Below are 20,121 nucleotides of genomic sequence, written 5' to 3'. Positions count from 1 at the left end.
CCCAACGCCATAGCTGAGCCCTCAACCAAGCGCGCCCTCGCGGCCTATGCTGGCAATGAAGGGGTGGTGCTCCGTGAGCGTCGACGTCCTGACCGAGATCGTCATCGACCGGCCCGTAGACGTGGTCTCCGGGTATGCGGGCGACCCGTCGAATGCGCCCAACTGGTACACCAACATCGAGTCCGTGGTGTGGGAGACGCCGCCACCGGCGACGGTCGGCTCCCGGATTGCCTTCGTCGCGCACTTCCTCGGCCGGCGGCTGGCCTATACCTACGAGATCGTCGAGCTGATCGCGTCGCAGCGACTCGTGATGCGGACCGCCCAGGGCCCGTTCCCGATGGAGACCAGTTACGAGTGGATGGCCGAGGGCAGCGGCACCTACATGAGCCTTCGCAACCGAGGCGAGCCGTCCGGTTTCGCCTCGATCGCCGCACCCGTCATGGCGGCAGCGATGCGTCGGGCCAACGCCAAGGACCTAGCCCGCCTCAAATCCCTCCTCGAATCACGTTAGAGGGTGCGAGGTGGAGGCCCGGTGTAGGTGGGGTTGGCGGAGCGTGGCAGCGGGCCTTTGATGCGGGTCGGCTCGTTCTGCTGTTCCCAGGCGTGCGCCAGAAGGCCGACTGAGCGGGATAGGACGAAGAGACCGCGGCCCAACTCCGGGGCAAAGCCGAGTTCGCAATAGATGGTGGCGGTGGCGCCGTCGATGTTCATCGGAACGGGCTTCGCTCCCCCGGCCAGTACTGCCTCGAGCGCAAGGGCCGCCTCGACGTACCGGCCAGAAACGGTGCCTTCGGCAACAGCCTCCGCGACGGCGTTCATGAGCGGATCCCGACGCGGGTCACGCGGATGGAAGCGGTGCCCGAATCCCGGTACGTAGGCCCGTCGCTCCTTGTACGAGGCAACCAACTCCGCAGCCGCCTCGGCCGGCGACAGCGCCGAGTCGACCAACAAGCGAAGCACTTCCATGCACTGCTGACCGGCACCACCGTGAACGTCGCCCAGCAGGTTCACGCCCGTTGCCATCGCGTTGTTGAGGTCGAGCCCGCACGACGCGGCCATCCGGGCGGCAGCAATCGAAGGCGCTTGCGGGCCATGATCCACGGCCGCTACCAAGGTCAGTTCGAGCAGAGCCGCCTCGGCCGCCGACGGCAGGGAACCACGCGTCATCAGCCAGACCATCTGGGCGTACGACACCGACCCGATCAGGTCCTCGATCGCATAACCCCGCAAGCGAATCGTGCCCGGCGAGATATCGGAGATACCCGTCGACCACCAGTCCTCAGCCTCGGTCACAACCCACCACCTCCTCCGTCATACGACGCCCGCCTCGTGCAGCGCGGCGATCTCATCAGGCGTGTAGCCGGCATCGGCAAGCACCTCATCGGTGTGCTCCCCCAACCCCGGCGGCCCACCCGCCGGCCCGATCGCGCGCCCATCGATATGCACGCTGCTCCCCAATACCCGCAACGACTCCGCGGCAGCACCCTGAGGCATCGGTACGTCGTGCAGCAGTTCCCGCTCTGCCAATTGCCGCAGCCCAAGCGATTCCTCCAGCGTCAGCACCGGCGCCACCGGCACCCCACTGGTCGCGAGCAACTCGTCCCACTCGACCGCCGTACGCGTCCGCAGCGTCGTCTCCAACTCGGCCTTCAACTCCACCCGGTTGGCCTTCCGCGCCTCGCGAGTGGCAAAGCGCGGATCCGCCACCAGCGAAAGCCGATCCAGCACCCGGCACAACGTGACGAACTGCTCCTGCTTGTTCGCCGCGATATTCAGCTGACCAGCAGCCGTCTCGAACGTCCCCGACGGCGCCGAAGTCACGTTCTCGTTGCCCATCGCCCGCGGCGTCCGCCCACCGACGAGGTAGTCCGACACCACCCATCCCATCGCCGCGACCGCCGTCTCCAGCATCGAGACATCCAGGTACGACCCGACCCCCGTACGCGCCTTCTTCACCAGCGCCGCCGAGATCGCAAAGGCGGCCGCATACCCACCAAGCGTGTCGCAGATCGGGAAGCCGGTCCGAGTCGGCGACGTGTCGGGCATCCCCGTCACGGCCATGATCCCGGACAAACCCTGGATGATCTGGTCGTACGCCGGCCGCGCGCGCATCGGCCCGGTCTGCCCGAATCCCGACACCGCGCAATAGACCAGCCCCGGGTTGATCTCACGCAGCCGCTCCGGCCCGAACCCCAACCGCTCGAGCACGCCAGGCCGGAAGTTCTCCAGCAGTACGTCGGCCCCGGCCACCAACCTGGTCAACACCTCTTTACCCGCAGGCGTTTTGAGGTCGACCGTCAGCGACCGCTTGGCCGAATTCTGCGCCAGGAACGAGATACCCAGGCCTTTAGCAGACAGCTCAGGCGAGGCGCCGAGGTTCCGCGCGAGGTCACCGGTCAACGGCACCTCGACCTTCACCACGTCGGCACCCATCAGGGCGAGTTGATACCCCGCAAAGGGCCCGGCCAGCACATTCGTCAGGTCGAGCACCCGCACGCCATTGAGCAGATCCGCGTCAGGCAGCGGCACTGAATCCACTCCAGCCACTCGACGAAATCAGTCGCGCACAACGTTTGACGGCATCGACGTACGCCGGCAGCCGGTCATCGCTGAACCGCGTCGTGGGACCACCCACGCCCACCGCGGCAACCACGCGGCCGTCGGCACGCCGTACGGGCGCGGACACGCCGGAGGCGCCGAGCTCGCGTTCGCCATGCGTGACGGCGTATCCGCGCTCGACCACTCGCGCCGCGGCGGCCCGGAGGTGATCGGCGTACGCCTCGCCGTGCGGAGACTCGGCGGCGATCTCGTCCACCACGGTCGGACCGGGCACGAGCAGCGGCGGATCACTCAGCAGTACGGCGGACGCGGCACCTCCCCACAACGGAAGGGCCACGCCGACGCCGATGGTGTGGCGCACGCTCAACGTGCCCGGGCTTTGCGCCAGGCAGACCCGCGAACGCCCGACGCGGATGTAGAGGTTGACCGTCTCGCCCGTCTCCTCGGCTAACCGGCCCATCGCCGCGCGGACCGTCGGCGGCACCTCCATGCTGGCGCTGCTCAACCGGGACCAACGAAGGAAGCCCGGCCCGATCGCGAAACGCCCGGGGCCGATCGCCACCACGAGTCCACGCTGCTCGAGCGTCATCACCAGTCGCAGCACGGTCGTCTTCGGCAGCCCGCTTGCCTGGGTCAGCTCCGCCAGGGTCCAGACCGGGTGCTCGTCGTCGAACCGCTCCAGCAGATCGAGGGCCCGATGCACACTGCGCACGCCACCCTGGCCGCCATCCGGCGTGAAGTCGCCATCCGTCATTCCGCCACCTCCTGGCGACGAGGATAACGCGCCAGTCCGCCTAGTGGTACCACTAGTCCTCTAGATGGAATGCTGCTACCGTCCCAGCCAGACCTATCGGGAGGTGACCATGCCCTTACGACCTAGGGCAGTAGTCGGCTTGATCGCCGGGAGTCTGATGCTGAGCGGCTGCTCGGCGCTCGAGGGCGGCAGTGTGGCGGGCCCCTTCCCGTCGCGGAATGTCGAGATCATGGTGCCGGCCGCACCAGGCGGTGGCTGGGACCTGACGGCGCGACAACTCCAGCATGTCATCCAGGACGACGATTTGTTGCCTGATCGCTCTATTTCGGTCGTGAACGTGACCGGTGCGGGTGGTGCGGTCGGCATCTCGAAGCTGGTCACGAAGAACCGCAAAGACCCGCACACGTTGATGATCACGGGTCTGGTCATGGTCGGCGCGCTGACGCTGAACGAATCGCAGATCACGCTCACCGATACGACTCCGATCGCGACTATCACCGCCGAGCAGGAGGTGCTGGTCGTGAAGGCCGATTCGCCGATCAAGACGCTGAAGGACCTGGTCGCGAAGTACCAGGCGGATCCGACCTCGGTCAGCTGGGGCGGCGGCACCATCGGCGGCACCGACCACATCGTCGCCGGCACACTCGTCAAGGCCGCGGGCGCCGACCCGTCGAAGGTGAAGTACATCAGCTATTCCGGTGGCGGCGAGGCCACGGCCGCGATCCTCTCGGGTGACGTCACGGTCGGCATCTCCGGCGTGAGCGAGTTCGAGGAGCAGATCGCCGCCGGCAAGATGCGCGTCCTCGCCACCACTGGTACCGAGCCGGTGACCATGGCCGGCAAGACCCTTCCGACGCTGAAGTCCGAGGGGTACGACGCGGAGGTGCTCAACTGGCGAGCCATCGTCGCTCCCCCGGACATCCCGGACGCCGACCGCCAGCGGTTGATCGAGTTCGTCTCGAAGGCCCACGACACCCCGGCCTGGGCCGAGATCCGCAAGAAGCAGGGCTGGACCGACTTCTGGCGTACGGGTGACGAAGCGACGGCGTTCATCGCGGAGGAGACCACCCGGGTGCAGGCGCTGCTGAGGGAGTTGGGCATCGTATGACCACTGCCGAGGAGACTTCCCCCGACGTCGAAGCGTCGAGACTGGTCAGGATCATCGCTGCCATTGTGCTGGTGGTGCTGAGTGTGACCTTTCTGGTTGGCGTCTTCGACATCCGTAGTCCGAAGGGTCTCGATCCGGCCGGGCCGCGGTTCTTTCCGTTGATCGTCACGTCCGCGTGGGTCTTGCTGTCGCTGGGCTACCTGGTCGAAGGCCTGCGATCGCCCCGAGGTGCGCGGACCGATCACGGCCGGACGTGGTTCGAGCCGGTCGCGATCGCCGTACTGCTCGTGCTCTACGCCTTCCTGGTCGTACCACTCGGCTACATCATCGCCACCCTGCTGCTGTTCTTCGGAGCGGCCAGAGTGCTCGGTAGCCGCAACACGTGGCGCGACGCGATCGTGGCCGTCGTACTGTCTGTGCTGGTCTATATCGCCTTCACCCAGTTCCTGGACATCTCCTTGCCGGAAGGGGTGCTGGGCCTGTGACCGTCTTCGGAGATCTCCTGCACGGCTTCGGTACCGTGCTCGCCCCGATGAACCTGCTCTGGGCTGTTCTCGGCGTGACGCTCGGCATGATCGTCGGCATCCTGCCGGGGATCGGCCCAGCGCTGACGATCGCGCTGCTGCTGCCGATCACGTTCAACTTCTCGGACCCGATCGGCGCGTTCATCATGTTCGCCGGCATCTACTACGGCGCGATGTACGGCGGCTCGACCACCTCGATCCTGATCAACACCCCGGGCGAATCGTCCTCGGTCGCGACCGCCATCGAGGGGCACAAGATGGCCCTCAGAGGTCGAGCCCGGGCGGCCCTCGCGACAGCCGCGATCGGCTCGTTCATCGCCGGTACGATCTCGACGGTCTTGCTGACCTTCGTCGCGAAGCCGATCGGCAATCTGGCCGGGCAGTTCCAGTCGACCGACTACTTCGCGATCACGCTGCTGGCGATGGTGGCGGTCACCGCGCTGGTCGGGCATTCGCTCGTGCGCGGTCTGTTGTCGTTGACGGTCGGCCTGTTCATCGGGTTGGTCGGTCTCGACGGGCTCTCCGGCGCGCCGCGCTACACCTTCGGCACCTTGCGGCTGCTCGACGGCATCGACGTGGTGATCGTGATCGTCGGCCTGTTCGCGATCGGTGAGACCTTGCACGTGGCGTCCAAACTCCGCGGTACGCCGGACCGGGTCGCGCCGCTGGAGAAGGGCCGGCTGCGGTCGGGATACCTGAGCCGGTCCGACTGGGCGCGTTCGTGGGCGCCCTGGTTGCGCGGCACCGCGCTGGGTTTCCCGTTCGGCGCGATTCCGTCGGGTGGTGCCGAGGTGCCGACGTTCCTGTCGTACTCGATCGAGAAGCGCCGGGCTCGCAAAGCCGGACGGAAGCACCCGGACGAGTTCGGCGATGGCGCGATCGAGGGTGTGGCCGGGCCCGAGGCCGCGAACAACGCGTCGTTCTCCGGCGTCCTGGTGCCGTTGCTGACGCTCGGTCTGCCGACTTCGGCGACGGCCGCGGTGATGCTGGCGGCGTTCCAGATCTTCAACGTGCAGCCCGGGCCGCAGCTGTTCGAGGACCAGGGCACGCTCGTCTGGACGCTGATCGCCTCGCTGTACGTCGGCAACCTGATCCTGTTGATCATGAACCTGCCGCTGATCCAGATCTGGGTCCAGGTGCTCAAAGTACCGAGGCCGCTGCTGTACGCCGGGATCCTCGTCTTCGCCTGCCTTGGCGTCTACTCGCTGTCCGGCAGCGGGTACGAGGTGCTGATGGCACTGCTCATCGGTGGGGCCGGGTTCTTCATGCGCAAGCTCGACTTCCCGATCGCGCCGGTCATTCTCGGCGTGATCCTGGGGCCGACGATGGAGGAGCAGTTCCGCCGTTCACTGGTCATCTCGAACGGCGACCTGAGCGTCTTCCTCACCCGTCCACTCAGTGCGGTGATCATCGTGCTGACCGTGCTGGCGCTCTTCGTGCCGTACCTGCCGCGCATCATCGCGAAGCTCCGCGGCACCGAGCCGACCCGCGATCGCCTCACCTTCGGGGAGGACGACTGACATGCGGCCGAAACACCCCGCTGGTTTCCTTTGGGACGTGAATGGGATGGAGTGGAGATGAAGATCCTGGTCGGCTACGTACCTACGCCCGAGGGCGAAGCCGCTCTCGAGGCCGCGGCGACCGAGGCGGTCTTGCGCTCCGCCTCGATCGTGCTGGTCAACACCAGCCGCGGCGACGCGTACGTCGACGAGCGCTACGCCAACCAGGCCGAGCTCGACGCCGCCGAAGCCGGCCTGCGCGAACGAGGCGTCGAAGTCACCATCCGCCACGGCGTCGGCAGTGGCGATATCGCGGCCGAATTACTCAGCGCGGCCGTCGCCGAAAACGCCGACCTCATCGTAATCGGCCTGCGCCGCCGTACGCCGGTCGGAAAACTCATTCTCGGCAGCACGGCCCAACGCGTCCTGCTCGAATCGCCGATTCCGGTCCTGGCCGTCAAAGCCTGACGACTTGTATGGGTGAAATGTACGGATTGTCCGTGGTCTGAGCCGCGGCATGCTTCTAGCGTCGAATTCTCGGAGGGTTTCTCCGGACGAATTCGTTAGGAGATGTTGCGATGTCTGCTCGATTCCACAAATTTCTCCCGCTTGTCGCACTGGCCTTTGGCGCCAGCGCCCTGGTCGCGCCACCAGCGCAGGCCACAGCGCCGACTGCCACGGCGGCCGTGCCGACTTGCAAGGAAATAATCATCTCGAAGTACTTCGACAACGACCAGACGGGCGGCTGGTGGGTGACCACGACCAGCATGGGCTGTGGCGGCACCAACGAGTCGAAGATCTACAACCTGGACGTGATCAACACGACCACGAACCATAGCTATTTTTCCCAGTGGCTCGGCACCAAGGCGACCAGCTACGTGAAGACCGTCATCGTTCCGTCCGTGCCCCCGAGCCGGCCAGAATACGCCTGCATCATCGCGCACGCCGAGTTGAAGATCCCGTACGGATCCAAGAAGGACAAGAAGCTTTGCTGGCCCATCGCCTCCCCCTTCTGATAGCCGACCCGACGGAATGAAAGGCATGGCCATGGCGGGAATGTCAAGGAAATTGCTCGTACTTGCAATGTCACTCGGATTGTTGCTGGCGATTGCCCCGGCGAGCGCAAACGCCGGCACGACGGAGATCTTCTGCGGTACCACCAGCGGCAAATGGAGTTCATCCACCGCAGGCCGCAGCGGAACCGTGACGGTCACCGGCGTCTGCCAGACCCCGGCGAGCTGGCGTCTGGACATGTACGTGAACGCCGAGTGGTGGGCGTACTCACAGGGCAGCGTCAAGGTCGGCAATCACAGCATCAAGGTCAGCGCACCGTGGATGCCGAAGCCCAATGACCGCAGGGGCAACTACGTCTGGGTAAAGGTCACCTACAAGTACGTCGGCGACCCGAACATCTACGAACAAGAAATCGGCTGGATCCCCTGCCCCACCTGCACCGGGTAACTCCTCCCCCCCGCCCCGCCCCGCCCCGCCCCGCCCCCGCGCCCCGGCCTCGGCGCGTCTGTATCCCGTTCATCGGACCCTTGTGACGCGGCGTGTCGGCGTTCATCGGTCCCTTCTGACCGACGGCGACCGCCTACCGCACGTTGCATTCATCGGTCCGAATCCGCCTTCTGACCACCGCGCACCTGTACAGGTCTGCACCCAGGAGAGGGCGGATTCGGACCGATGAATGCCAACGTGCAGGTGTCTGGCGGATTGCCGCAAAAGTCCGCGCGCGCTGGTCACAAGAGTCCGATGAACGCCGACACGCCGCGTCACAAGGGCCCGATGAACGGGATACAGGGTTCGCCTGGCGTGTCGGGGTGGGTGGGCGTGGGGGAAACTCGGGTGTGGGGGCGGCGGGGGGCACCTATCCTTGGGGTGCCATGCCTGATGCCCGGATCGAATCGCCGAACGACCACCAGCCCTCCGTAGCCGCTTCCGCGTCGACCGATGGCGGTCGCGCTTCCGCACCGGCCGGGGAGCAGCCGTCGCGCCGGCGGAACCAGCGCCGCCGGAGGCCCACCAAAAAGCCCGGCACACAGCCCGCCGACACCGCACCGACGACCGCGGCCGCCGCGGGCGAAGGCGCCGACACCGCGAGCAAGGCCGGCGGCGGTGAGGGTAGCGGGGAGGGTGTGGGTTTGGGGGAGTTGGCCAAGCGGCTTGGCACCTTGACGCGGTACGACGCGGAGCAGTTGGGGCGGCGGCTTGAGCGGGTGCGGGGGATTCGGGAGGCGGGTAAGCGGGGGAAGGCGCTGGCGGAGCTGGAGACGGCGTTTGCGCAAGCTGAGCAGCGCGTCGAGAACCGGCGGAGCGCCGTACCGGAAATCACCTATCCGGAGCAGCTCCCGGTCAGCCAGCTCAAGGACGAGATCGCCAAAGCCATTCGGGACCACCAGGTCGTGGTGGTCGCCGGCGAGACCGGTTCGGGCAAGACCACCCAGATCCCGAAGATCTGCCTCGAGCTCGGTCGCGGCGTCGAGGGCTACATCGGCCACACCCAGCCGCGCCGCCTCGCCGCCCGGACCGTCGCGGACCGAATCGCGTCCGAGCTCGGCACCGAACTCGGCGATACCGTCGGCTTCGCGATCAGGTTCACCGACAAGGTGTCCGAGCGATCCCTGATCAAGCTGATGACCGACGGCATCCTGCTCGCGGAGCTCCAGCGCGACCGCGAGCTGAGCCGCTACGACACCCTCATTATCGACGAGGCGCACGAGCGCAGTCTCAACATCGACTTCATCCTCGGCTACCTCAAGCAACTGCTCCCCCGCCGTCCCGACCTCAAGGTGATCATCACCTCGGCGACGATCGACCCCGAGCGGTTCGCCGAGCACTTCGCCGACACGAACGGTAAACCCGCACCGATCGTCGAGGTGTCCGGCCGGACGTACCCGGTTGAGGTCCGCTATCGCCCGATCAACGACCCCGACGACCCGTCCACGATCGACCGCGACCAGACCCAGGCGATCATCGACGCGGTCGACGAGCTCGCCCTCGAACCGGACGGCGACGTCCTCGTCTTCCTCAGCGGCGAGCGCGAGATCCGCGATACGGCCGACGCGTTGCGCGATCACAACCCGCGCAATACCGAGGTGCTGCCGCTCTACGCCCGCCTGTCGAACGCCGAGCAGAACCGGGTCTTCCAGTCGCATCCCGGCCGCCGGATCGTGCTCGCCACGAACGTTGCCGAGACCTCGCTCACCGTGCCGGGCATCAAGTACGTGATCGACCCCGGTACGGCGCGCATCAGCCGGTACTCCCATCGAACCAAGGTCCAGCACCTCCCGATTGAGGCCGTCTCGCAGGCCAGTGCGAATCAGCGCAAGGGCCGTTGCGGCCGGACCAGCGACGGCATCTGCATCCGGCTGTACTCCGAGGAGCACTTCGAGGGACGCCCCGAGTTCACCGATCCGGAGATCCTGCGCACCAACCTGGCCTCGGTCATTCTGCAGATGACGTCGATCGGACTCGGGGATATCGCGAAGTTCCCGTTCATCGACGAGCCGGACAAGCGCAGCATCACCGACGGCCTGCAGTTGCTCACCGAGCTCGGCGCGATCGACCCGGCGCAGAAGGACCCGCGCAAACGCCTCACCCCCGTCGGCAAGCAGCTCGCGCAGATCCCGCTCGACCCGCGCCTGGCCCGGATGGTCATCGAGGCCCACCGCAACGGCTGCGTGCGCGAGGTGATGGTGATCGCGGCCGGCCTCTCGATCCAGGATCCACGCGAGCGCCCGACCGACGCTGAGGCGCAGGCCACCCAGCAGCACGCGCGCTTCCGCGACCCGAACTCGGACTTCCTCGGGTACCTCAACCTGTGGAACTACCTGAAGGAACAGCAGAAGGAGCTGTCCGGCAACCAGTTCCGCCGGCTGTGCAAGAGCGAGTACCTCAACTACCTGCGCGTGCGCGAATGGCAGGACATCTTCGCGCAGCTCCGCCAGGTCGCGGCCCAGATCGGCGTCACCCTCAACACCGGCGCACCGGCCGATCCCCAACGCGTGCACGTCTCGCTGCTGGCGGGTCTGCTCTCGCACATCGGGATGAAGGACCCCGCCAACCAGCACCAGTACATCGGCGCCCGCAACGCCCGGTTCGCCGTCTTCCCCGGGTCGACACTGTTCAAGAAACCCCCGCAATTCGTGATGGCCGCCGAGCTGGTCGAGACCTCGCGCCTGTGGGCCCGGGTGAACGCGCGGATCGAGCCGGAGTGGGCCGAGGACCTCGCCGTACACCTGGTCAAACGGCAGTACTCCGAGCCCCACTGGGAGCGGAAGGCCGGCGCGGTGATGGCGTACGAGAAGGTCACGCTGTACGGCGTACCGATCGTTGCCCAGCGCAAGGTCAACTACGGGCGGATCGACCCGGTCGTCGCGCGCGAGCTGTTCATCCGGCATGCACTGGTCGAGGGCGACTGGGACACCAGGCACAAGTTCTTCCACGAGAACCGCAAGCTGATCGAAGAAGTCGAGGAGCTCGAGGAGCGGACCCGGCGCCGGGATCTGCTCGTCGACGACGAGACGCTTTTCGCCTTCTACGACGAGCGAATCGGGGCAGACGTCGTCACCGGGCGGCACTTCGACACCTGGTGGAAGGAGGCCCGGCAGGCGGACGCCGATCTGCTGGACTTCGAGCGGTCCCTGGTCGTTCGCGAAGGCGCCGAGGTCAAGGAGGAGGACTTCCCGACGACCTGGACGCAGAACGGGATGGTCTTCGACCTCACGTACGCCTTCGAGCCCGGTACGGATGCGGACGGCGTGACCGTGCACATCCCGCTGCTGGTGCTGAACCAGGTCAGCGCGGACGGTTTCGAGTGGTCGATCCCGGGTCTGCGCGAAGAGCTCGTCACCGCGCTGATCAAGTCGTTGCCGAAGCAGATCCGGCGCAATATCGTGCCCGCGCCGGACCACGCCCGCCAGGTCCTGCCGAACCTCGACCCGCACGCCGGCCCGTTGACCGAGGTCCTCGCGCGCGAGCTGCGGGCCCTCCGTGGCGTGGTGATCGAGGACGACGACTGGGACTGGGCGCGGGTGCCCGAGCACCTGCGGATGACGTTCCGGGTGATCGACGAGAAACGCCAGAAGGTTGCCGAGGGCAAAGACCTGGGCGCGTCGAAGGAGCGGCTCAAACCGAAGACCAAGGCCGCGATCTCCCAGGTCGCCGCCAAGGCCATCAGTGGTCTGGAGCGCAGCGGCCTAACCGACTGGACGATCGACGCTCTCCCCCAGAGCTTCTCCGAGCAACGCGGCGGCCTTACGGTGGCAGGGTTTCCGGCGCTCGTTGACGAGGGCAACAGTGTCGCCGTCCGGTTGCAGGAGTCCGAGCGGGATCAGGCCGCGTCGATGTGGCTCGGGCTGCGCAAGTTACTGCTGCTCACGATGCCGTCGGTGATCGAGGTCGTCCAGCGCAACCTGACCAATCAGCAGAAGATGACGCTGACGAACAACCCGCACAAGAACGTCGGCGACCTGCTCGACGATTGCGTCGCGGCCGCCGTCGACAAGCTGATGCGGGACAACGGCGCACCCGTGTGGAACCGCGAGGACTTCGGCCGGCTGCGTGACGCCGTACGTTCGGATCTGGCCGACACCGTGCTGGCGATCCTCGGCCAGGTCGAGACCGTGCTCGCATCCGCGCGTGCGGTCGACCGGCAGATCTCGCGTGCGGCAAGTCCGGCGCTGCTGCAGGCCTTGACCGACGTACGCGGCCAACTCAACGGGTTGGTCCATCGCGGGTTCGTCACCGAGGCGGGCGCCAACCGGCTGCCCGACCTGGTCCGCTATCTGAAGGGCATCGAGCAACGCCTCGACAAGGTCGGCGCCAACGCGACGCGTGACCGTACGGGGATGTTCCTCGTCCACACGTTGACCGAGGAATACCAGCGCCGGCTCAACGCTGTACCGGCCGGCAAATACCCGAGCCCGGAGCTCCTCGACATCCGCTGGATGCTGGAGGAACTCCGCATCAGCCTCTTCGCCCAAACCCTCGGTACGCCTTACCCCGTGTCGGAAAAGCGCATCCGCAAGGCCCTAACCAGCGCTTAGCTGCGCATTGAGGCGGGCCGCCTGGATGGTGAGGTGGTTGCTTTCAGGGAGGCTGGAGGCCAATCGGGTGGCTTCGTTGTAGAGGCGTGCCGCGGTCGCCAGGTCGCCGTCGCGTTCGTGGAGGTACGCCGCGACGGCGGTGTAGCGCGGCAGGGCGGGGTCGAGCTCCGCCAGGGCGGCCAGGCCGGACCGCGCGCCGTCGGCCTCGCAGACCGCGACGGCCCGATTGAGACGGGCGACCGGGCTGTCCGTGAGGCGGACCAGTTCGTCGTACCACTCGACGATCTGCACCCAGTCGGTCTCCTCGGCCGTCTGGGCATCGGCGTGCAGCGCGGCGATGGCGGCCTGGGCCTGGAACTGGCCCAGCCGGTCGCGGGCGAGGGCCGCCTGGAGGATGTCGACGCCCTCGGCGATCATCCGGGTGTCCCACAGGCTGCGGTCCTGCTCGGCAAGCGGCACGAGACTGCCGTCTGTACGTGTCCGCGCCGGGCGCCGGGCGTGGTGGAGCAGCATGAGCGCGAGCAGGCCCGCGACCTCCTCATGGTCGATCGCCGCCGCCAGCTGGCGAGTGAGGCGGATCGCCTCGGCGGCAAGGTCGACGTCGCCGGAGTAGCCCTCGTTGAAGACCAGGTAGAGCACGCGCAACACCGTGGCGACGTCGCCGGCCTGGTCGAAGCGGACCTCGGAGACGGTCCGCTTGGCCCTGCTGATCCGCTGGGCCATCGTCGCCTCCGGCACGAGGTAGGCCTGCGCGATCTGCCGCGTGGTCAGACCGCCGACCGCGCGCAGCGTGAGCGCGACGGCCGACGCCGGCGTCAGCGACGGGTGAGCGCACAGGAAGTACAGCTGGAGCGTGTCGTCGGCCACCTCGCCCGGGCCGGGCAAGGGCTCCGCCTCGACGCGCGCCTCGCGGTTCCGCCGGGAGACCTCGGCCCGGTTGGCGTCGAGGAACTTGCGCCAGGCCACCGTGATCAACCAGCCCTTGGGGTCCCGCGGCGGATCGTCCGGCCACACCCGCACGGCTTCCACCAAGGCGTCCTGGACGGCGTCCTCGGCCGCCGCGAAGTCGGCTCCGCGGCGGCCGAGGATCCCGATCACCGTGGGCGTGAGGGTCCGCAGCAGGGCCTCATCCACCATGTGTCACTCCGTGATGGTCGGGGTCACGCCGTAGCACGGGCGCAGCTCGAGCCATTCGTGGATGGGCTTGCCACCCGCACCCGGAGCCGCGGACAACTCGGCGGCCAGCTCGAGCGCCCGCTCGTAGGTTTCGACGTCGATCAGCATCCAGCCGGCGATCACGTCCTTGGTCTCGGCGAACGGGCCGTCGGTGACCGGCGGCCGCCCCTCACCGTCGTACCGGACGAACGTGCCCTCCGGCGAGAGCGCCTGCTCGCTGACGAACTCGCCGGTGGCCTCGAGCCGGGTGGCGAAATCCCGCATGTACTGGATGTGGGCCGAGACCTCCTCCGGCGTCCACTGGTCCATCGGCACGTCGTTGACCGCCGCCGGCGCGCCCCGGTAGTGCTTGAGCAGCAGGTACTTGGCCATCTTGGTTCTCCTTGGTGCGGTACGGCCCATTCTGGCCGTGATCACGGCGGGGACGCAGCCAGGAGCGCATTCTCGACATCGGAAAGGTCATCGGACCGCCAGGCGTCGTTCGAGTCGCTCGGTAACGGCTCGAACCGGACGACTGGCGGCCGATCTCCTACGTCAGTTGGTCACAACCAAAGAAAGCCCCCTTAGTCCAGCCAGAGGCTGAAGACATGGCCGGCCGGATCGGCGTACACCCGTTGCCGGCGGTCGCCCTCCGCCGGTGGGGGTTCGACCGGGTCCAGCGGGACGGCCCCCAGCCTGGCCACCGTGGCATGGCCGCTGGCGAAATCCTCCACGATCAGATCCAGGTGCGGACGGCTGACCGGCCACGGTGGTGGCACGGCTCCCTCCACCCGCCGGAAGCACAGGGAGAGCCCCGGCTCCGCAAGGCTCTGCCAGTCGTCGTCCCCGTTCGGGTCGACCTCCTGGCCGAGCAGCGCCGAGTAAAACCCGGCCAGCTCGCGCGGGTCCTGACAGTCCAGTACCACTGGGTCGATCCCGATGAAGGGGCTCGACGCCTGTGTTACCTGTGACATCTGCTTTACACGTCCCTCTCTACAGACAGCGTTGTGTTGCCGACGAGAACAATGACAGGTCGCACCGACACTTCGCATCCACCAACACGGATTGTTGAGTAGTCACACTCATGCCGATGTGCGGCGGCCCGGACAGGCTTACCCACATGGACACTCCCTCGAACGCCAAGAACACCACCGCCTTTTACGCCCAGGCCGCGATCTCGTTCGGTATCGCCCTGGTCTCCGTCCTGATCGGTGTGCTCTACCTGCCGGTCGATACCTGGATTCGGGCCTTCCTCGGGCTCGGCACGATGTACCTGGTGACCTCGTCGTTCATGCTCGCCAAGGTGATCCGCGACGCCCAGGAGAGCAGCGTGCTCGTGCACCGGCTGGACCAGGCCCGGGTGGACAAACTGCTCGCCGAACATGATCCGTTCAACCAGAAGTAACACCCTGTCGGCGCGACCTGGCAGAGTTCGCCCATGGCCGTCCCGGAGGGTGTCTTCGTGAAGGAGCAACCCGGCGCGCCCGCGGGTTTCTTCGAGGTCGAGGCGGCCGGGTTGCGCTGGCTGGCCGTGCCCGGCGGCGTGCCGGTGGTGCCGCCGCTGGAGGTCGCTCCCGGCCGGCTCGCCACGCCGCGGCTCTCGGCCGTGCCGCCGACGGGCCTGCTCGCGGAGGAGTTCGGCCGGCGTCTCGCGGTCACGCACGACGCCGGCGCCCGCTGGTTCGGCGTACCTCCCGACGATTGGCAGGCCGACGGCTTCATCGGTCCAATCCCGCTGCCGCACGCGCACACCCCGGTCGCGTCGTGGGGCGAGTTCTACGCCGAATTCCGCCTCCGGCCGTACCTGCGAGCGGCGTACGACAAGGGCGTGATCGACACCAGCCACCTCGCCGTCTTCGATCAGCTCTGCGCCAAACTCACCAGCGGCGTGTACGACGATCCGTCCGACCACCCGGCGCGGCTGCACGGCGATCTCTGGTCAGGGAATGCGGTCTGGTGTGCCGATGGCGTGACGATGATCGACCCGGCATCGCACGGCGGGCATCGCGAGACGGACCTGGCGATGCTCGACCTTTTCGGCTTCCCACTGCTCGAGCGTGTGCTGCGTGGTTACAACGAGGTCCATCCGCTGGCGGACGGCTGGTGGTCCCGGATCGGGCTCCACCAGCTCCACCCGCTGATGACCCATGTGGTCATCTTCGGCGCCGCCTACGTGCCGAGGGCGCTCGCGATGGCTCGCAAGTTCGACTAGGAACGACGACTAAAGCAAGGAACTGTCCGAAATATGGCTGATCACTCTTGACTCGCACAGTGATCGGTCGAACACTTTCGGGCATGAGTCGACAACCCCGCCCTCGTCGCCATCCATCCCTCGTCAACCTCGTCACGGCCGTCGCCCTCGCCGCCCCGGCGATGCTCGCCGCCAGTGGAACCGCCGTGGCCGTCACCCCCACCGAAGCTGTGACCACTGCCGCAGCACCTGGCCTCATTCCCAAGCCGTCCTCCCAGCGCGCGCTCGCCGGGCAGACCTTCAGCCTGAACCGCTGGAGCCGCGTCGGCATCGAGACCTCGCTCAAGGAGGGCCAGGCCGCCCTCAAGATCGCGCACCAGTTCGCCGGGCAGCTCCGCCGCTCGACCGGCTACAGCCTGCCGGTCGGGCCCGCGACGGACGCCGCGATCACGCTCTCCACCAACGGCCCAGCGTCTCTCGGCGCCGAGGGCTACAACTTGCGCTCGGACCGCTCGGGGATCGACGTCGTCGCGGCGACGCCCGAAGGCCTCTACCGAGGTGTCACCACGTTGCGCCAACTGCTGCCCGCGAAGGCCGAGGCCGCCACCCGGCAGGCCGGCCCGTGGCAGGTGCCCGGCGTGGCGATCGCGGACGAACCCCGGTACGAGTACCGCGGTGCCATGCTCGACGTGTCGCGCCACTTCTTCTCCGTGGCCGAGGTCAAGCGCTACATCGACCTCATCTCGCTCTACAAGATCAACAAGTTCCACCTGCACCTGTCGGATGACCAGGGCTGGCGGATCCAGGTCGACTCCTGGCCGCGCCTCACGACGTACGGCGGCAGTCTGGAGGTCGGCGGCACGCCCGGCGGCTCGTACACGAAGGCCGACTACGCCGAGATCGTGCGCTACGCGTCGGATCACTACCTGACGGTCATCCCCGAGATCGACACGCCGGGCCACACCAACGCGGCGCTCGCGTCGTACGCGCAGCTCAACTGCAACGGCGTCGCGCCGCCGCTCTACACCGGCACGGCCGTCGGCTTCAGCTCACTGTGTACGACGAAGCCGATCACGTACGACTTCCTGGGTGACGTCTTCCGCGAGGTGGCCCAGCAGAACCCGGGCCCGGTGCTGCACCTCGGCGGCGACGAGGCGCACTCGACGCCACACCAGGAGTACCTCGACTTCCTGCCGAAGGCGTCCGCGCTGGTCAGCGGCCAGGGCAAGAAGGTGATGGGCTGGCAGGAGATCGCCGAGACCCCGTTGCCGGCCGGCAGCATCGCGCAGTACTGGGGTACCGACGACGCCCGGTCGCAGGAGCTCGCCCGCAAGGCCGCCGCGCAGAACGCGAAGGTCGTGCTCTCCCCCGCGAACCGCGCCTACCTGGACATGAAATACAACGCGAGTACGCCGTGGGGTCTCGACTGGGCGGGCCTCGTCTCGGTCCAGCGGTCGTACTCGTGGAACCCGTCCACGCTGATCCCGAACCTGCCGGCCAACTCCGTCGCCGGGGTCGAGGCGCCGCTGTGGAGCGAGACGCTGGACGATCTCGACAAGGTGGAGTTCATGGCCTTCCCGCGCCTGCCGGGTATCGCCGAGCTGGGCTGGTCCAAGGAGGCTGACCTCGGTTGGGACGGTTACAAGGACCGGCTGGCTTCCCAGGGCTCACGCTGGGACGCCTTGAGCGTGAACTTCTACCGCGCGCCTGAGATCCCCTGGCGCTAAGCACAGACCTCTACCGTCCGGAGAGCCCGTCTGGGTTCTCCGGACGTTCTGTTTTCACCCGAGGACGCGCTCGACCAACCAGGCCAGGTCCGGGTTCAGGTCCTGCTCGGCGACCGTGATCTCGGTGGGGTCCGCCTCTGCCTCCGGGCGGACCTGCAGGCGGTAGATGTACCTGTCGGGCTGGGGACGCCCTGTGCCGAGTTGAGCCGGGTCCAGCCGCCGTACGGCCTCTTCCAGCCTGCCGCCGTCCTCGGCCGTGTTCGTATCGATCTCGCCCCGGGCCACTAGCCCGGCGAATCCGCCACTGCGGACCACCGTCACTATCACCGCTCACCAGCTCCCGTCGCAGCGTCGATTGGGGCCAACGATGCGGCCCGTTGAAGCAACTGTCCAGTACCCGGGCAACCGACGCACATTCGATCCGGCCGCGACACGCCGGAACGCGGGGTTCGGCGCTGTCCACCCTTGTCTCGGCGGCCTGAGCGGCGGAAAACGCGCCCGGTGATATATCAGCAGGTCGGCAAGGGGTTTCGTTGTCTACGCAGGACCGAGGCGACCGGCCCCTACCCGCATTTCCGGTCTGCGACACAGCGCGACAGCTCACAACTTTCCGCGACACGACTCTGACATCACCCCCCACACGAGCCGCTCCATCGGTTACAGTTATCGCGTTGCAGTTTTGGACTCCCATTGACTTTCGCTGTGCTGCATGGCCGGTTTTGTCGTCTGGGGCCTTTCGGCGACACGCGGCTCATGAGGTGTGGGTCGCGGTTTGTTACAAGCCATCAAGGAGATAGACAACAATGGCTGTCGGTACTGTCAAGTGGTTCAACGCTGACAAGGGCTTCGGCTTCATCACCCCGGATGACGGCGGCGCGGACGTGTTCGCGCACTACTCGGCCATCCAGACCTCGGGCTTCCGCTCGCTGGACGAGAACCAGCGGGTCGAGTTCGAGATCACCCAGGGCCAGAAGGGCCTGCAGGCGGAGAACATCCGCCCGCTGTGACCTCCGGTCTGAGCGAGACAAAGCGGTAAACGAAGGGCCACACACTCCGGTGTGTGGCCCTTTCGCTTGTTACTCGCGAGGATGGTCAGGTGAGCGAACGGTACACACGTCCCAGAGAGGACGAAGGCGAGCGCCTCGACCGCCAGTGGAACGAGCTGCTGCAGGAGCTGCGGCTGGCTCAGACCGGCACGCAGATCCTCTTCGCGTTCCTGCTCAGCATCGCCTTCCAGCAGCGATTCCAGGACGCGGACGCGTTCACCCACACGGTCTTCGCCGTCACGCTCGTCACGACCGCGCTGGCGATGGGGCTGTTCCTGGCACCGGTGTCGTTCCACCGGATCGTCTTCCAGCAGAAGGTCCGGGACCGGATGATCCCGATCGCGGACAAACTCGCCGCGGCCGGCCTCGTCTTCCTGGTCGCCGCCATCGCCGGCGGCCTGCTGCTGGCGATCGACGTCGTGCTCTCCCGCACGGTCGCCCTGATCGTCGACGGCGTCGTCCTCATCTGCTTCCTACTCCTCTGGTACGTCCTCCCCGCCTGGGTCAAACGCAACAACGACTAGGCCAGCTCCCTGCGCAGCCTCGGGATGACCTCCGTCGCCACCTCGGTCAGCACCTGCTCTGAACCGGAATGAACGCCCGAGGGGCGCGGGTAGTGCGAGATCACGTCGGTGAAGCCGAGGGCGGCAGCACGTCGTACGACGTCCTCGAACGCCTCGGGGCTGGATAGGGAGTAGCGAGAGGTGTCGAGGGAGAGGTGGCGCTGGAAGCCATCGCGACCACCGGCTTTGGCGAGGGTTTCGTCTAGCTTCGCGCTGAGCTCGGCCACCGAGGCGAACCAGGTCTCGAAGTCGTCGGACTTGCGCCCGGTGGTGACCCAGCCCGCGCCGTACTGGACGGCGAGGCGCAGCGACCGCGGCCCGTTCGCCGCCATGATGAACGGCACTCGCGGCTGCTGGACGCATCCCGGCCGGGTGCGGGCGTTGTTGGTGCTGAAGTACTCGCCTTCGACCGTCACCCCGTCCTCCAGCAACAGACGGTCGAGGAGCGCGACGAACTCGGCCAGCCGGTCGACGGTCTGACGCGGCGTGAGCGGCTCGCCACCGAGGATGGTCGAGTCGATGCCTCCGCCCGAGCCGATACCGCAGATGAACCGGCCGCCGGAGATGTCGTCCAGCGCGAGGATGTCGCGGGTGAGCGTCAGCGGGTGGCGGAAGTTCGGCGAGGTGACAAAGGTGCCGAGGCGGATCGTCGAGGTGGTGAGCGCGGCCGCCGTCAGCGTCGGCGTCGTGCCGTACCAGGGGTGATCCTGCAGGCCACGCCAGGTCAGGTGGTCGTAGGTCCAGGCGTGATCGAAGCCGAGCTCCTCGGCCCGGCGCCACTTCGGCGCGGCCTCGGCCCAGGTGTACTCGGGCAGCACTGTCATTCCGAAACGCATGACCTTCACCCTAGAGCCGTTAGGCAGGAAAGTTGCATTTTGCATCGATCTCCGGCACGGTCGAAGGCTGTTACCCGCTAGTCAAGAATCAGGAGGCGCGCCGAAGCGA

At 67.2% G+C, this 20,121-nt stretch carries 21 protein-coding genes; 13 read left to right on the top strand and 8 right to left on the bottom strand.

Going from position 1 to position 20,121, the window contains the following annotated elements; all coding sequences use genetic code 11:
• The first annotated feature begins 73 nt into the window (after positions 1 to 73).
• Positions 74 to 511, top strand: coding sequence for an SRPBCC family protein (locus OG394_RS06715; protein WP_328994066.1), 438 nt, complete (start codon positions 74 to 76; stop codon positions 509 to 511).
• Here the strand turns inward: OG394_RS06715 and OG394_RS06710 are convergent.
• The 3 genes from OG394_RS06710 to OG394_RS06700 are packed head-to-tail and all read right to left on the bottom strand — an operon-like array spanning position 508 to position 3,313.
• Positions 508 to 1,293, bottom strand: a complete 786-nt coding sequence (locus OG394_RS06710; RefSeq protein WP_328994065.1) for a citryl-CoA lyase — start codon at positions 1,291 to 1,293, stop codon at positions 508 to 510. The two genes, OG394_RS06715 and OG394_RS06710, sit on opposite strands and share 4 nt — an antisense overlap.
• Before the next feature lie 18 nt (positions 1,294 to 1,311).
• Positions 1,312 to 2,538: a CaiB/BaiF CoA transferase family protein gene (locus tag OG394_RS06705; protein ID WP_328994064.1), complete on the bottom strand. Its 1,227-nt coding sequence runs from the start codon at positions 2,536 to 2,538 to the stop codon at positions 1,312 to 1,314.
• Positions 2,516 to 3,313, bottom strand: a complete 798-nt coding sequence (locus OG394_RS06700) for an IclR family transcriptional regulator (protein WP_328994063.1) — start codon at positions 3,311 to 3,313, stop codon at positions 2,516 to 2,518. Before OG394_RS06700 ends, OG394_RS06705 begins: the two co-directional genes overlap by 23 nt.
• 109 nt (positions 3,314 to 3,422) lie before the next feature.
• On the opposite strand from OG394_RS06700, the gene OG394_RS06695 reads away from it, so the two are divergent.
• From OG394_RS06695 to hrpA, 7 genes are all read left to right on the top strand, one after another.
• Positions 3,423 to 4,421: a Bug family tripartite tricarboxylate transporter substrate binding protein gene (locus OG394_RS06695; RefSeq protein WP_328994062.1), complete on the top strand. Its 999-nt coding sequence runs from the start codon at positions 3,423 to 3,425 to the stop codon at positions 4,419 to 4,421.
• Positions 4,418 to 4,906: a tripartite tricarboxylate transporter TctB family protein gene (locus tag OG394_RS06690; protein WP_328994061.1), complete on the top strand. Its 489-nt coding sequence runs from the start codon at positions 4,418 to 4,420 to the stop codon at positions 4,904 to 4,906. Before OG394_RS06695 ends, OG394_RS06690 begins: the two co-directional genes overlap by 4 nt.
• The gene (locus OG394_RS06685) at positions 4,903 to 6,465 is read left to right on the top strand and encodes a tripartite tricarboxylate transporter permease (protein ID WP_328994059.1); all 1,563 of its coding nucleotides are present in this window, start codon (positions 4,903 to 4,905) and stop codon (positions 6,463 to 6,465) included. Before OG394_RS06690 ends, OG394_RS06685 begins: the two co-directional genes overlap by 4 nt.
• A 57-nt stretch (positions 6,466 to 6,522) precedes the next feature.
• Positions 6,523 to 6,912: a universal stress protein gene (locus tag OG394_RS06680; protein WP_328994057.1), complete on the top strand. Its 390-nt coding sequence runs from the start codon at positions 6,523 to 6,525 to the stop codon at positions 6,910 to 6,912.
• 110 nt (positions 6,913 to 7,022) lie between these two features.
• Positions 7,023 to 7,460 carry a hypothetical protein gene (locus OG394_RS06675; protein ID WP_328994055.1) on the top strand — a complete coding sequence of 146 codons (438 nt, stop codon included), beginning with the start codon at positions 7,023 to 7,025 and terminating at the stop codon, positions 7,458 to 7,460.
• A 67-nt stretch (positions 7,461 to 7,527) separates the two neighbouring features.
• Positions 7,528 to 7,905: a hypothetical protein gene (locus OG394_RS06670; protein ID WP_328994054.1), complete on the top strand. Its 378-nt coding sequence runs from the start codon at positions 7,528 to 7,530 to the stop codon at positions 7,903 to 7,905.
• Between the two features lie 425 nt (positions 7,906 to 8,330).
• Positions 8,331 to 12,494 (top strand): ATP-dependent RNA helicase HrpA, encoded by a 4,164-nt coding sequence (gene hrpA / locus OG394_RS06665; RefSeq protein WP_328994052.1) that lies wholly within the window; start codon positions 8,331 to 8,333, stop codon positions 12,492 to 12,494.
• On the opposite strand, the gene OG394_RS06660 is transcribed toward hrpA, so the two are convergent.
• The 3 genes from OG394_RS06660 to OG394_RS06650 form a co-directional block, all read right to left on the bottom strand.
• Positions 12,480 to 13,631, bottom strand: a complete 1,152-nt coding sequence (locus OG394_RS06660) for an RNA polymerase sigma factor (protein ID WP_328994051.1) — start codon at positions 13,629 to 13,631, stop codon at positions 12,480 to 12,482. The two genes, hrpA and OG394_RS06660, sit on opposite strands and share 15 nt — an antisense overlap.
• Positions 13,632 to 13,634: 3 nt before the next feature.
• Positions 13,635 to 14,042, bottom strand: coding sequence for a YciI family protein (locus OG394_RS06655; protein WP_328994050.1), 408 nt, complete (start codon positions 14,040 to 14,042; stop codon positions 13,635 to 13,637).
• Positions 14,043 to 14,233: 191 nt separating this feature from the next.
• On the bottom strand, positions 14,234 to 14,623 hold the full coding sequence (locus OG394_RS06650; RefSeq protein ID WP_328994048.1) for a VOC family protein: 390 nt from the start codon (positions 14,621 to 14,623) through the stop codon (positions 14,234 to 14,236).
• Positions 14,624 to 14,769: 146 nt separating this feature from the next.
• Here OG394_RS06650 and OG394_RS06645 point away from each other — a divergent pair, with 146 nt between their 5' ends.
• The 3 genes from OG394_RS06645 to OG394_RS06635 all read left to right on the top strand — a co-directional run bounded on the left by OG394_RS06645 (position 14,770) and on the right by OG394_RS06635 (position 17,567).
• Positions 14,770 to 15,054, top strand: coding sequence for a YiaA/YiaB family inner membrane protein (locus OG394_RS06645; protein ID WP_328994047.1), 285 nt, complete (start codon positions 14,770 to 14,772; stop codon positions 15,052 to 15,054).
• 33 nt (positions 15,055 to 15,087) lie between these two features.
• On the top strand, positions 15,088 to 15,861 hold the full coding sequence (locus OG394_RS06640; RefSeq protein ID WP_328994046.1) for a fructosamine kinase family protein: 774 nt from the start codon (positions 15,088 to 15,090) through the stop codon (positions 15,859 to 15,861).
• An 83-nt stretch (positions 15,862 to 15,944) separates the two neighbouring features.
• Entirely contained in the window at positions 15,945 to 17,567 is a 1,623-nt protein-coding gene (locus OG394_RS06635) for a beta-N-acetylhexosaminidase (RefSeq protein WP_328994045.1), read from the top strand.
• A 54-nt stretch (positions 17,568 to 17,621) separates the two neighbouring features.
• Here OG394_RS06635 and OG394_RS06630 read toward each other — a convergent pair whose 3' ends face one another.
• The gene (locus tag OG394_RS06630; protein WP_328994043.1) at positions 17,622 to 17,894 is read right to left on the bottom strand and encodes a protealysin inhibitor emfourin; all 273 of its coding nucleotides are present in this window, start codon (positions 17,892 to 17,894) and stop codon (positions 17,622 to 17,624) included.
• 476 nt (positions 17,895 to 18,370) lie between these two features.
• Between OG394_RS06630 and OG394_RS06625 the strand changes: the two genes are divergently transcribed.
• Entirely contained in the window at positions 18,371 to 18,574 is a 204-nt protein-coding gene (locus OG394_RS06625; protein ID WP_325057449.1) for a cold-shock protein, read from the top strand.
• A gap of 89 nt (positions 18,575 to 18,663) precedes the next feature.
• Positions 18,664 to 19,137, top strand: a complete 474-nt coding sequence (locus tag OG394_RS06620; RefSeq protein WP_328994041.1) for a DUF6328 family protein — start codon at positions 18,664 to 18,666, stop codon at positions 19,135 to 19,137.
• Here the strand turns inward: OG394_RS06620 and OG394_RS06615 are convergent.
• Positions 19,134 to 20,012 (bottom strand): LLM class flavin-dependent oxidoreductase, encoded by an 879-nt coding sequence (locus OG394_RS06615; protein ID WP_328994040.1) that lies wholly within the window; start codon positions 20,010 to 20,012, stop codon positions 19,134 to 19,136. The two genes, OG394_RS06620 and OG394_RS06615, sit on opposite strands and share 4 nt — an antisense overlap.
• Positions 20,013 to 20,121 lie beyond the last annotated feature (109 nt).

Origin of the sequence: Kribbella sp. NBC_01245 (assembly GCF_036226525.1) — a bacterium.
Taxonomy (GTDB): Bacteria; Actinomycetota; Actinomycetes; order Propionibacteriales; family Kribbellaceae; genus Kribbella.
This window is presented reverse-complemented; position numbering and strand designations above follow the sequence as displayed.